The organism is Burkholderia sp. PAMC 28687, from assembly GCF_001577465.1.
Taxonomy (GTDB): Bacteria; Pseudomonadota; Gammaproteobacteria; order Burkholderiales; family Burkholderiaceae; genus Caballeronia.
In genome coordinates this window covers 529,150-540,461 of sequence record NZ_CP014505.1, presented here as the reverse complement: position 1 = coordinate 540,461, position 11,312 = coordinate 529,150, and the positions used below count along the sequence as shown (strand labels likewise).

Genomic DNA, 11,312 nt, shown 5'->3' with positions numbered 1-11,312 from the left:
GGGGCTGATCTTTGGAATGTGACGGGTGTTTGCCTAGTAACAACCATCCTATCAATCCCTGGATCAGCCCCCTCTCTTTCTCTTCAGAAACTTACCCGCGTCTTCTCGTCCATGCAGGCTTAAGTAAGTGCCATTCTCCCTAGGGGGCGTCCAGAGCTACGGCATTGAGCGGATGGAGACACCCTCGCGTCTCGTTTATGACCCATCGCACCCGCACGCCGATGCAAAGGGTTTTGTTGCATACCCAGGCCTCGACCATGCCGGAGAAATGGCATTGATGGTGCAAACCCTCCGTGTCTACGAATCCAATGTGGTGATGTTCAACGCTGGCCGCTCGATGTACATGCGAGCGCTCGAGCTTGGGAGCCGTTCATGAATGTCGCCGAAATCGCCGGTGTTCAGGCCGGCTTCCTCGCACCGACGTGGCAATCGAGCCTCCCGCAGCATCCGCAAGCTGGCTTCGGCGGCATGCTCCTCGCTGGCGTTGAGCAGACCGACCATACCGTGACCGCAGCCAATGGTGCCGTTACCGATTTTGCGCTCGGCAAAGATCTTCCACCGCATCAGGTCGTCATAGCGTTGGAAGAGGCACGGATGTCGCTCCAGTTTGCACTGCAGATTCGCTCGCGCCTGGTAGAGGGATATCAGGAACTTATGCGGATGCAACTTTAGGATGGAATCAGGAATGTCGGGCTTCGTCATGTATTTCACCGACGGCTCACGCCGGCGGCAGTTTCTGTTGGCCGGCGCATTGGCGCTACTGTTATGCGGCGTGATGGCCGCGGCCTGGTTCGTCCTGCATCCCAGATACCAGGTGCTTTTCAGCGATCTGCGGCCACAAGATGCGTCGTCGATCATCGCAGCGCTCGAGAAGCAGAAAGTGCCCTACCGGATCGACGAGAAGTCATCAGCCATTCTGGTACCTGAAGGCGACACGCGCGCCCTGCGCCTGAAGCTCATGAGCGGCGACCTGCGACTGCAAGGAGCGGTCGGTTTTGAATTGTTCAATAACTCGGATCTTGGGTTAACCGATTTCGCACAAAAGGTGAACTATCAGAGAGCGCTACAGGGAGAACTCGCGCGCACCATCATGACGCTCGACGATATTGATCTTGCCCGTGTGCATCTAACACTACCGGAATCGTCCATTTTCCATCGAGACGCTGCTCGTCCAAAAGCTTCTGTGGCGCTCTTCATGCGCGATAGGCACCCGCTTGCGCCAGAGACGGTCCGCGGCATCCAACGGCTGGTGGCGGCAACGGTGCCGGAACTCACGCCCACAGACGTCATCGTGGTCGATCAAACAGGTGACCTCGCAAATAGCCGAGGCAGCGATATTGACGATCCTAAGTTCATCTTGAAACAAGCGATTGAGCAGCACTACGAACGCAAAATTCTTGCTTTGATTCAGCCATTCGTTGGCCCCAATGGGAGCTCGGTCAGCGTCGACGCGCGCCTTGACTTCGATCAGACGAAGACTACGCGCGAGTCGGATATGACACGGCCCCTCGTCAATGCGGAAGGCAGATCGTCCTCCGCGACAACACCGCTCCCCGGCGCGTCGGGAAAATCAGGGATGCCAACGGGATTGGCTCCGTTGCCGTCTTCCACGTCCTCGGACGGAACGAAGGTCGATCGCAGGCTTGAACAGATCGTGTCGGAGCCGGGGTCGATTCGCAGGCTATCGGTTGGTATCGTGCTGGACCGTTCGTTGACACAGGAGGAATTGACTCGACTCCAGGCAGTGGTTGGAGCATCAATAGGTATCGATCCAGCACGCGGCGATGTGCTGTCCATTCAGACCGGCCGACCTGGCTCGGTAGCAGCATTGAGCGCTATCGCTCCATTCCCCTCGGGAGCAGACGAAGCTAGCAGCACCGCCGGAGCGGAGAGCACTATCAGCGGATCGATTGCCGACACGCAGGGGCAACGTGAAAGGTCTTCGGATCAGCCCGCGCGGGAACCCTCGCATGGCGCCCACGCGGCTACGGATCTGCTCAAGATGCCAGCTCGTCCGCTCATTGCATCATTGCTCGGTCTAATAGCGTTCGTGGTGATCGCAGCTAGCATCCTTCTATGGCATTCGCGGCGCAAGCACGGTGGGACGGCGCTTTCCATGAGCCAAGCGCAACGCGACCAATACGTAATGCGACTGCGCGCGCTTCTTGCCGACCAGGGAGCCATGAATGATCGCGCCTGAGCAACAAAATGTTTACGCGCGACGCTTGCGCCGGGCCGTGGCCGAGTTGGCTGCGTACTCAATCGACGATATCGAGTTGATCTGGCGGGTGTTGTCCGAAACGGAGCGCGCGCAGTTGCGTCCGTTGCTTACAGAAATGCCAAACTTGGCAGAAAATGGCATGGACATACTCGTTGCTACGGATACGCAACGCATGCCGCCCATTGTAGGCGACGAAGATTACGCTCTTACGGTAGAACAGCTCGTACAAATCGCGTATTCACTCCCACACCAGTTGATGTCACGGCTGCTGGTCTGTGTCGATCATCGAACCCGGAGCGCCGTAATCGATGCGCTTTCGCCCGACGAACGCGCAATGCTGGCGAGGGTCGACCAGCCCAGCACGATCACAGAAATAGCTCGCAACGCATTGCACGAGGCCGCACGCTCAGTCATCCGATCGATGGACGATCTACCGCCCCTTGCAAAGCCACCGACGTTCGCCCAAAAACTTCGTCGTTTGCTGGAGCGACGTTCATGAGTCAACTGCTAAAGGCGAATGAGATCGCAATCGGCAGCGGTCGCAAAACGATTGCCGACGGGACGCTCGGGCTCGGCAGCTTGGATACGCTCACTGACGCACCGGATGGCATGCGGGACACCGGTGAACACGAAACACAGTGCGAACAGCTGAAAGACCGGATATCCCAGCTTGAACAAGCCGTCTTGCAGGCTGCCTCGGCGCGCGGCCTTGAACTCGAAGCACTGGAACGAGATGCGTTCCAAAACGGCATGGATGAAGGTCTGAAACTCGGTGCGGCCAGCATTGGCCAGCAGCACGAGGAGCAACTCAGTACGCTTCGTGCAGTAGTGAAAGACGCACGGGATGCATTTCATCAACAGTTGCTGGCCGTCGAGCCACTCGCGCTGGAGCTCACGCAACTGACATTGGAAAAAATCTTTGGCGATCCTGATTTACGGAGCGATCTGGTCGCGCGGACCACCCGGCACCACCTCGCACAGTTGACGGCTACCTCAGCAGTTGGTGTACGAGTCTCCGCGACTGATTTCCCAGAGATCGCAGGGCTAAACAAGGCTTTGGGAACCACCGGCACTCATCCGACGCTATCCGTTCAAGCTGATCCCCAGTTGCCGTCGGGCGCGTGCTTCATCGAACTGTTGCTTGGACGGCTGGACGTGAGCCTGTCACAACAAAGCTCACATGCGGTTTCCAGACTCGCTGCATTGCGTCCAAGGGGCTGAAATGGAGATAGCGCACGCCCACCCCTACATCACCTCCATGCGTAACTTTGACCCCCTAACGAGGCTCGGCACTGTGACGCGCGTCATGCCGACGTTTATCGAAGCGGATGGCCCCGGTGTGCCGCTCGGCTCTCTATGCACTGTTGGAAACCCAGGCGCTGAGCAAGTGTTGGCGGAAGTTTTCAAGGTTGAGATCGGACGCGTCACCCTAGTCCCGTTTGCGCCGGCGTCATCACTGTGCGTTGGCGACTCGGTATGCGCAACGCGTGTTGGCGCGACCATGCCTGTCGGGTCGGGTTATCTGGGGCGCGTGGTCGACCCGCTAGGTCGGGCGCTCGACAGCGGCCCCTCTATCGCTTGTGATGACGAATCGTGGCCGCTCGCAGGACTCAGCACGCCTCCCCTAGAGCGTCTTTCCCCTGTCGCACCATTGCAAACCGGCATTCGGACGCTTGATACGCTTCTGACGCTAGGTATCGGCCAACGCGCCGGGATTTTCGCGGGTAGCGGAGTTGGCAAGACCACCTTGCTAAGCAGCCTCGCTCGCCATGTTGACGCCGACGTGTGTGTGCTTTGCCTTGTTGGCGAGCGTGGACGCGAAGCAGAGGAATTCTGGCATCGCTCGCTTTCGGACTCAACCCGAGCCCGCTCGACCATGGTCGTCGCCACGTCAGATCAACCTGCCGTGATGCGCGCCCGCAGTGTTTTGGCAGCGCTGTCGCTGGCAGAGTATTTCCGCTCGCAAGGCTCGCATGTTTTGCTACTGCTTGATTCGGTAACGCGCTACGCGCTGGCACTACGTGAAATCGGTCTTGCGGCTGGCGAGCCACCTACCGTGCGCGCCTATACCCCCAGCGTGTTCGCCGCATTGCCCAAAATTGTCGAGCGCTGCGGCGCACTTAAGGCGGGCGGCGCTATCACAGCCTTAATGACTGTGTTGACTGAAACGGACGATATCGACGATCCGATGGCGGAGACGATGCGTGCGTTGCTTGACGGTCATATCGTGCTGACTCGAGAGTTGGCCGAGCAGGGTCACTTCCCGGCAATTCAGGTACCGCGCAGTGTCAGCCGTGTCATGCAGCACGTCACCCGGCCCGAAGAGCGTCAACTCGCCGCTGACGTAGTCGCGCAACTCGCGATGTACGAGTCGTCGCGCACGCTGATTGAATCCGGGCTTTATGTCCCAAATAGCAACCCGGCACTTGACCGCGCGTTGCGACTGCGACCTGCGCTGACCGGATTTCTTCGGCAAGACACACTCACGGCTGTCTCACGCGAAACCGCGCTCGCCGAACTGGCCGCCCTGCTCAAGGAGAACGCGTGAACAAGCGCAGACAACTAGACGACGCACAGGTCATCTTAGGCATTCGTCGACTACAACTCGATCGAGCACGGCACGAAACACAACGCACGGTCCAGACTCTGGAACGGGCGCAAGCGCATGAGCAACGGGAACATACCGACCTGCACGCGTATCTCGAAGGCTGGCGCAACGCTTTGCATGCTATCGGCGGCCTGTCTCCCGACCTCGCATCGAACTGGGCTGGCGCTACTGCGTCAGTGCACGCGTCCCACCAGCACGCCCAACAGGAAACACGATCCGTGATCGCGCGTGTAGATAAACAACGCATGCAGATGCTGCACCTGCAACAGCAATCGCAAATAGCAGAAGACCGCGTCACTCAAGCCCAGCGCCGGTTCCAGCGTAAACGCGAGGAGCAACAGGCCAGCAGAATTGAAGACCTTTACCTGTCATATGGAGACCAGCTATGAACATCACGACATCTCAGGTCTGGGCCGCCCCAACGGCGCGAGCGTCAACGGCACACATATCGACAAAGCACGATTCAGGCGAATTTCAAACGACACTGCGATCTATGGAAAAGGACATGTGGTCCGGCGCGGAATCAGAAATTCCCGGTGGACATGGGTCGTCCGTGGAGCAGTCACGCCGAAGCTCCGCTCAAACCTATTCGCCCGCCATGTCGAAAGGCGCCCCCGTTGCATCAATGACCTCAAGCAGCACAAGCAATGAGTTCGTTGACCCGTCTGCTGGACGAATTCCTGTATTCATCACGAATGGCGATTCGTCGACCTCGGCAACATCATTTAGCGCAGTCAAGTCACTCCTGGAAACCTGCCGACGTACCTTGCCTGACGCACAAGCTAACTCTCTGGACAATGTCCATGAACCCATCTTTGTCCCCTGCGCGGCGCCCGAACCAGCGGCACCAACGCGCGACACGCGACGCATCGTCGCGCGCGCGCCTGCCTACACACCTGCCAACCTGGCTCCGCCGTCTTCGAACGCTAATAGCGCAGCACCCTATCGGCTCAGTGTCAGCGTTGAAGGTAGCGGTGTTTCGATTGCATTACGCATCCACGGCGCGACGCCCGATGACCTGGCGCGATTGAAGCAAAAGGCGCTGACCGAAGCACGCCGTCATGGCGGCCGTGATGTCCGATTGGTAGTGAACGGCGTCGATCAAATCACGACTTATCTGGTAGGAGCATCCAATGGCTATTAGCCCCATCAGTTCGACTGGCGATGTGAACAACCGCATCGACTCGCTCGGTCTCGACATGCAGTCGCTATTAAAAATTATCTTGACGCAGCTGACGTATCAGGACCCTCTTAAGCCAGTCGACAACTTCGAGTTCGTCTCACAACTTGCCCAATTCACGTCGCTTGAGCAGACGCGCCAGATGACCGACAAAATCGACAACCTTCTGTCGGTTCAGTCAGCCACGCAGACCTTTGGTCTACTTGGCCGTAACGTCGACGTGCAAACGGACACAGCATTGCTAAGCGGTGTGGTCAAGAGTGTGTCGTTCAAGGACTCACAACCACAACTGACCATTGAGACTGACAGCGGCCAGTTCCTGACCAACGCCACCATTTCGCAGATCGTCTCGGTCCGCTAAAGGAGAGTTCCCATGCTGGAAAGCATTTATATTGGCATGAGTGGGTTGATCGCCTACTCAAAAGGCCTGCAGACAATCAGCAACAATGTCGCAAACCTAAATACGGCGGGCTTCAAGACGTCGACGCCACGGTTCGCGGATCTGTACTACGGCCAGCAGTTCCGGCAAGGCGCTCCTGGCAACGCAACGCAGTTGGGTAGCGGCGTCGAATATGGTTACTCATCACTGAATTTCGCGCAGGGCGATCTGCGCGCAAGTAATGGTCAACTTGATCTTGCAATTCAAGGCAACGGGTTTCTCTCGTTGCTCGACGGCGCGACCGTCCGCTACGCCCGCACCGGCCAGTTCGAAATCGGAAACGATGGTTTTATTGAGGACAAGTCAACTGGCCTCAAGCTGGCTGCACTGGCGTCGTCCGGCAGCCTCGGGCCCATCTCGATGACAGGTAAGCAGGTCAGCCCACCACAAGCCACCCGTACCGTCCAGTTCACTGACAATCTGTCGCCTGGGTCGACGAACTTTTCGATCCCAAACGTCGAGGTCTATGACGCGACCGGCGGAAAACATACGTTGACCGTTGCATTCGCACCCGATACGGACATCATGCCCGGCCGCTGGAAAGTCACAGTGACTGACGAAAATAACCTTCCTGTCCAAGAAAGCGTGCTGCAATTCAATGGCGGCATCCCCGAACCAGGCCGGGACACTATCGACGTGACATTGGGCTCTGCAAATGCACCGCCGCTCACCGTCACGCTCGACTTCTCAGCAGGCGTAACCGGATTCTCAGCGGGCAGCTCTTCGACGTTGCGTATCTCAAAGTCGGACGGCTACGCAACAGGCACCCTATCGTCGATGGATATTGACGACGAGGGTCAATTGGTCCTGCAGTACTCGAACGGACAGACCTCTGCGGTAGGTACTGTTGCGTTGGCGAAGTTCCGCAATCCAGACCAGCTCACTCAATTGGGCAATGGTTTATTCGATGGGTCGCACATCGCCCCGCCCGAATATGGTGCGAGCGGCCGCGCAGCCGTTGGGCAACTGAAGGCGGGGGCAACGGAGGCGTCGAATGTTGATCTATCGAACGAATTCGGTCAGTTAATCTTGATTCAGCGCGGGTTTCAAGCATCGTCCCAAGTCGTGACCGCCGCCAATGAAATGATCATGCAGCTATTTCAGATGCGAGGCCAGGGATGAGCGTCACAGCGATCCGATGGCGCCCACTCGGCGAGCGCGATCTCGATGCATGTCGTGACCAGGTCATGAAAGCGATTGAGGGATGGCAAACCCAATGGTTCGCCAACGCCTTCTTGCGCATCAAATCAGTTGAGCTGCTGACCAGTGGGACGCACGAGTTCGCGTTGCCTGCCGCGTCGGTGGCATGGTCTTGTGGTGTAGATGCCTGGTTGTCAGTCAGTAGGCGGGCGCTTTCGACCATGGTCAACCGCGCGCTGGATCTGCCAAAGACATTCTCTCCGGACACTGAAGTCGCGTCCTCCTTGTTATCCGATGTCGAAAGGCAACTTGTCGACAGCTTGTTCACGACCGTTCGCGGGGCATTCGAGCTGGACGGGACTTTCGTTCCTATCCCAGCGAGCAATGTCGGCAAACCTTTGCGCATTCCCCACGGCGCCGCGCACGTGCGCCTTGCGACGGCCGACGACGCCGCTGCGCTATCAATTGTCGTCGGCGCACAAACACTCTGGCGCTGTTTTCCCGTGGCAGCGAGTCCCGAGTTCGCCGTCAGAACGGAATCTGAAAGTCGTACCGCTGCTTTAGACGGAATCCGAGTACCGGTCGCCGCCACGCTGGGGCAATGCGAGCTGACCGTTCCCCAGCTTGCAACATTGTCCATCGGTGATGTCATCACCCTGGATTATCAGACGCGCGACGCGGTCCCTCTCGTGTTGGCTCACTCACGCGCAACGGTATTTGCAACGGGCAGACCAGGACAAAGCGCCGGCAAATTTTCCATCCAACTTGCCTCGATCGCGAGGCCGCACATTTCATGACTTCAAACGCTGCATCCCGTACGCCACTGATCCTAAGAGTTGATCTTCCGGAACAACAGTCGAAACATGACAAAGAAGACTCTGTTCGACCGATGCTCGAACTGCTTAATGACGTCAAGGTCAAGATCGACGTCCAGCTTGGATGCGCCGAACTGAGTGTTAAGGAATTGATGGCGCTGCAGAATGGCTCCGTCGTGCAACTTGACCGTCATCTGGGAGATACGATCGACGTATTGCTTAATGACCGGAAAATCGGCCAAGCAGAGATCGTAGCAGTCGGCGAACAATTCGGCATTCGCATTACGGACCTGGCGAGCAACCGATGAATGGGACCACTTACGCATCGTCGCTCCAAGACGCGTCGCAAGGCGTCAGCACCCCGGCGGCAACGCTGACGCCCTCCTTCGTCAGTTCCGGCTTGGCCGGGGTGGATTTTTTCCATACTGTTATTGCATTGGTGTTTTGTCTTGCGCTGGGCGTCGTCGCGATCTTGATCATTCGCCGCACTCAAGGCATAGCGAGTACGCGGGCCGCGCTTACTGGTTCGCACCGCATCAAAGTCCTCGATAACACGCGTTTGAATACGAGAATTACGCTTCATTTGGTGGAGTGTGCCGGGAGAGTCGTGCTTCTCGCATCCGACGCCAGCGGCATCAAACTGCTCGACGCGAACGACAGTAGAGAGCAGGAGCCGCACGCATGACTGCCAGCAAAATCGGCAAGATATTGTGCGCCATTTTGACCGCTATGTTGTTCGGTTGGGCCACATTTCATGCCTCGCCGGCCGCAGCCAGCCCGTCTCGCGGTAACGACACGATGACCTTGTCACTATCGAGCTCTGCTCGTGATATTGCGAAGGATGGCAAAGGCGTATCGGAAACCGTCCGGATCGCCACGTTGCTGACCATGCTAAGCGTGGCACCAGCCCTCATCGTTTCGATGACGGCATTTATCCGAATAGCAGTTGTCCTGTCTATCATTCGTCATGCGTTCGGCATGCCAGAGACGCCCCCGACGCCTGTGCTCATCAGCCTGGCACTGTTCCTGACCGTGTTCGCGATGCTGCCTACCTTGCAAAGCATTAATCATGATGCGCTCCAGCCATTCATGCACGGTCAGCTCGAGCTTGAACAGGCGCTTGATCGAAGCACTGCACCAATCCGCGATTTCATGCTGCGCCAGGTGCGTGAAGAAGATCTCAAACTGATGTACGAGCTGTCGCACCAGCTCTTGCCACAAACACCTGCCGACGTAAGTTTGCTGCAACTGACGCCAGCTTTCATATTGAACGAGCTGCGCGTTGCATTTCAAATTGGCTTCGTCGTCCTTTTACCGTTCTTACTGATCGACCTCGTCGTCTCGAGCGTCCTGCTGTCGCTGGGTATGTTAATGGTGCCTCCAGCCACAATTTCGCTGCCGCTAAAGGTACTCATGTTCGTTCTGGTAGATGGCTGGGGTTTGGTTCTGCGAGGCGTATTGGGCAGTTTTAAATGATTCCAGCGGTCGAACTCGGCGCATCGAAAGATTCACCCGAAGACGTCTCGCCGCTTTTGGTAGAGAGTGAGCTTTGGACTTCGCTCGAAACTGAGCCGACGGCATCCGGACGCGAAGCCATTTTCTCGCATTACCTTCCGTACGCCCGCGCACTCGCAGCACAGCTCTACGCGGGACGGCATAGAGACGACGTCGAATTCAAAGATTTCCTTCAATTGGCGTGTATTGGATTGCTTGAATCGATCGATCGGTTTGAGCCGCACCGGGAGGTTTTGTTTCGAACGTTTTGCACGCCTCGGATCAGAGGCAACGTCCTCGCTGGCATCACACGGCTGAGCGATGGACAAGAGCAAGCTTCCCTGCAACGACGCATGCGCCGAGAACGCCTCGCGTCCCTAGAGCAAGGAAGCGAAAGCGGCAGTCGATCCCGTGGTACCTTCCAGACGCTCGCCACGCTCACAGTTGGCTTGGCGATAGGTTTTTTGCTCGACGATACCGGTCTCGTTGAGGACGATGTATCGAAACCGGCCCCATACGGCAGCGCGTGGCAGACGATTGCATTGCGCCAGACCCGTGAGCAATTGCATGCGGCAGTCGACCAACTCCCCGCGCGAGACCAGAAAATCATCCGTTACCACTATTTCCATGGTCTCAACTTCGAGCAAATTTCCGATATCCTCGGCTTGACCAAGGGACGCATCTCTCAACTGCATCGAGCGGCGCTTCTCGATCTTCGGAAAAAGATCGGCAATACAGACCATTTATTTACCGTTACCTGAACATGACAACTGATCTCAAACTTGGTAAAGAGTGCAACGATGACGCGATGTCGTCCGTGATGCGAGCGATGGAAGGCCCAGCCGAACACGCGCTGGTGCTATTGAGCCAATCCCTTGCGAACTGGCCACTCGATTTCCGGTTGTGGTTTCTGAGAGGCGCGACCCTTGCGAGCCAACAGCGGTATGACGAAGCGCGCGTAGATTTTTTGCGTGTACAAGAACTTGCGCAAGAGTTCCTTATTGCGACATTCATGCTGGGTTTCTTAGATTTCGTTAATGCGCGAGTCACAGCGGCTGAAGCCACCTGGGCCGCTTTGGGCCAAGTGGCCGAAGATCATCCTCTCCGCGTGTTGAAGGACGGCTTGCTCAGCCTATCTCGCAACGAATTCGAAGTCTCGCTCGAGCAGCTTCGCCGTGGACTAGCGCTGAATCAGCAATACCCGTTAATTAATCCTTTTATCCAAGCCGTGATCGCGCAAATTGCCCAAGAATCACAACAAACCAACGCTACGACTGCGGATACGCAAACGTCTCAGGACCACCTGCTGCTCTCCAGCTACAACGGCAATCAAACGCGTCACTGATCTTCTTGCCATGGACCCTATATCAACGCTCAACCAGGTGATGTTGTTGCTACGTCAGCAACTTGCCCAA

16 protein-coding genes are annotated in these 11,312 nt (G+C 57.1%); all 16 read left to right on the top strand.

All coding sequences use genetic code 11. The features are described 5' to 3' along the window. Positions 1-127: 127 nt before the first annotated feature. The 16 genes from AX768_RS02530 to AX768_RS02465 are packed head-to-tail and all read left to right on the top strand — an operon-like array spanning position 128 to position 11,242. Positions 128-376 (top strand): flagellar basal body rod C-terminal domain-containing protein, encoded by a 249-nt coding sequence (locus AX768_RS02530; protein ID WP_155524168.1) that lies wholly within the window; start codon positions 128-130, stop codon positions 374-376. Continuing rightward, the gene (fliE, locus tag AX768_RS02525) at positions 373-672 is read left to right on the top strand and encodes a flagellar hook-basal body complex protein FliE (RefSeq protein ID WP_061998646.1); all 300 of its coding nucleotides are present in this window, start codon (positions 373-375) and stop codon (positions 670-672) included. Before AX768_RS02530 ends, fliE begins: the two co-directional genes overlap by 4 nt. A 13-nt stretch (positions 673-685) precedes the next feature. Then, entirely contained in the window at positions 686-2,200 is a 1,515-nt protein-coding gene (fliF, locus tag AX768_RS02520; RefSeq protein ID WP_231941303.1) for a flagellar basal-body MS-ring/collar protein FliF, read from the top strand. Then, positions 2,187-2,720, top strand: a complete 534-nt coding sequence (locus AX768_RS02515; protein WP_061998644.1) for a hypothetical protein — start codon at positions 2,187-2,189, stop codon at positions 2,718-2,720. Before fliF ends, AX768_RS02515 begins: the two co-directional genes overlap by 14 nt. Beyond that, the gene (locus AX768_RS02510; protein ID WP_061998643.1) at positions 2,717-3,442 is read left to right on the top strand and encodes a FliH/SctL family protein; all 726 of its coding nucleotides are present in this window, start codon (positions 2,717-2,719) and stop codon (positions 3,440-3,442) included. Before AX768_RS02515 ends, AX768_RS02510 begins: the two co-directional genes overlap by 4 nt. Before the next feature lies 1 nt (position 3,443). Continuing rightward, positions 3,444-4,769 (top strand): FliI/YscN family ATPase, encoded by a 1,326-nt coding sequence (locus AX768_RS02505; protein WP_061998642.1) that lies wholly within the window; start codon positions 3,444-3,446, stop codon positions 4,767-4,769. After that, a complete protein-coding gene (locus AX768_RS32560) occupies positions 4,766-5,218 on the top strand; it encodes a hypothetical protein (protein ID WP_155524167.1) in 453 nt (150 codons plus the stop codon). The genes AX768_RS02505 and AX768_RS32560 overlap by 4 nt, the downstream gene beginning before the upstream one ends. Next, positions 5,215-5,973 carry a hypothetical protein gene (locus AX768_RS32555; protein ID WP_155524166.1) on the top strand — a complete coding sequence of 253 codons (759 nt, stop codon included), beginning with the start codon at positions 5,215-5,217 and terminating at the stop codon, positions 5,971-5,973. Before AX768_RS32560 ends, AX768_RS32555 begins: the two co-directional genes overlap by 4 nt. Continuing rightward, entirely contained in the window at positions 5,963-6,370 is a 408-nt protein-coding gene (locus AX768_RS02500; protein WP_061998641.1) for a flagellar hook assembly protein FlgD, read from the top strand. The genes AX768_RS32555 and AX768_RS02500 overlap by 11 nt, the downstream gene beginning before the upstream one ends. Positions 6,371-6,382: 12 nt before the next feature. Next, positions 6,383-7,570, top strand: a complete 1,188-nt coding sequence (locus AX768_RS02495; protein WP_061998640.1) for a flagellar hook protein FlgE — start codon at positions 6,383-6,385, stop codon at positions 7,568-7,570. Then, positions 7,567-8,385, top strand: coding sequence for a FliM/FliN family flagellar motor C-terminal domain-containing protein (locus AX768_RS02490; protein WP_061998639.1), 819 nt, complete (start codon positions 7,567-7,569; stop codon positions 8,383-8,385). Before AX768_RS02495 ends, AX768_RS02490 begins: the two co-directional genes overlap by 4 nt. After that, a complete protein-coding gene (gene fliN, locus AX768_RS02485; protein WP_061998638.1) occupies positions 8,382-8,711 on the top strand; it encodes a flagellar motor switch protein FliN in 330 nt (109 codons plus the stop codon). The genes AX768_RS02490 and fliN overlap by 4 nt, the downstream gene beginning before the upstream one ends. Further along, complete coding sequence (locus AX768_RS02480; protein ID WP_061998637.1) at positions 8,708-9,088, top strand: flagellar biosynthetic protein FliO; 381 nt, start codon at positions 8,708-8,710, stop codon at positions 9,086-9,088. The genes fliN and AX768_RS02480 overlap by 4 nt, the downstream gene beginning before the upstream one ends. Then, positions 9,085-9,879 (top strand): flagellar type III secretion system pore protein FliP, encoded by a 795-nt coding sequence (gene fliP, locus AX768_RS02475; protein ID WP_231941302.1) that lies wholly within the window; start codon positions 9,085-9,087, stop codon positions 9,877-9,879. The genes AX768_RS02480 and fliP overlap by 4 nt, the downstream gene beginning before the upstream one ends. After that, complete coding sequence (locus tag AX768_RS02470; RefSeq protein WP_231941300.1) at positions 9,876-10,658, top strand: sigma-70 family RNA polymerase sigma factor; 783 nt, start codon at positions 9,876-9,878, stop codon at positions 10,656-10,658. The genes fliP and AX768_RS02470 overlap by 4 nt, the downstream gene beginning before the upstream one ends. Before the next feature lie 2 nt (positions 10,659-10,660). Next, positions 10,661-11,242 carry a hypothetical protein gene (locus AX768_RS02465; protein WP_061998636.1) on the top strand — a complete coding sequence of 194 codons (582 nt, stop codon included), beginning with the start codon at positions 10,661-10,663 and terminating at the stop codon, positions 11,240-11,242. Positions 11,243-11,312: the final 70 nt, after the last annotated feature.

What these genes read in the sequence shown, in the direction of transcription:
- AX768_RS02515 (WP_061998644.1), top strand. Translation starts at nt 2,187, where the DNA reads ATGATCGCGCCTGAGCAACAAAATGTTTACGCGCGACGCTTGCGCCGG.
- AX768_RS02470 (WP_231941300.1), top strand. Translation starts at nt 9,876, where the DNA reads ATGATTCCAGCGGTCGAACTCGGCGCATCGAAAGATTCACCCGAAGAC.
- fliP (WP_231941302.1), top strand. Translation starts at nt 9,085, where the DNA reads ATGACTGCCAGCAAAATCGGCAAGATATTGTGCGCCATTTTGACCGCT.
- AX768_RS02495 (WP_061998640.1), top strand. Translation starts at nt 6,383, where the DNA reads ATGCTGGAAAGCATTTATATTGGCATGAGTGGGTTGATCGCCTACTCA.
- AX768_RS32555 (WP_155524166.1), top strand. Translation starts at nt 5,215, where the DNA reads ATGAACATCACGACATCTCAGGTCTGGGCCGCCCCAACGGCGCGAGCG.
- AX768_RS02500 (WP_061998641.1), top strand. Translation starts at nt 5,963, where the DNA reads ATGGCTATTAGCCCCATCAGTTCGACTGGCGATGTGAACAACCGCATC.
- fliE (WP_061998646.1), top strand. Translation starts at nt 373, where the DNA reads ATGAATGTCGCCGAAATCGCCGGTGTTCAGGCCGGCTTCCTCGCACCG.
- fliF (WP_231941303.1), top strand. Translation starts at nt 686, where the DNA reads ATGTCGGGCTTCGTCATGTATTTCACCGACGGCTCACGCCGGCGGCAG.
- fliN (WP_061998638.1), top strand. Translation starts at nt 8,382, where the DNA reads ATGACTTCAAACGCTGCATCCCGTACGCCACTGATCCTAAGAGTTGAT.
- AX768_RS02510 (WP_061998643.1), top strand. Translation starts at nt 2,717, where the DNA reads ATGAGTCAACTGCTAAAGGCGAATGAGATCGCAATCGGCAGCGGTCGC.
- AX768_RS02490 (WP_061998639.1), top strand. Translation starts at nt 7,567, where the DNA reads ATGAGCGTCACAGCGATCCGATGGCGCCCACTCGGCGAGCGCGATCTC.
- AX768_RS02505 (WP_061998642.1), top strand. Translation starts at nt 3,444, where the DNA reads ATGGAGATAGCGCACGCCCACCCCTACATCACCTCCATGCGTAACTTT.
- AX768_RS02480 (WP_061998637.1), top strand. Translation starts at nt 8,708, where the DNA reads ATGAATGGGACCACTTACGCATCGTCGCTCCAAGACGCGTCGCAAGGC.
- AX768_RS02465 (WP_061998636.1), top strand. Translation starts at nt 10,661, where the DNA reads ATGACAACTGATCTCAAACTTGGTAAAGAGTGCAACGATGACGCGATG.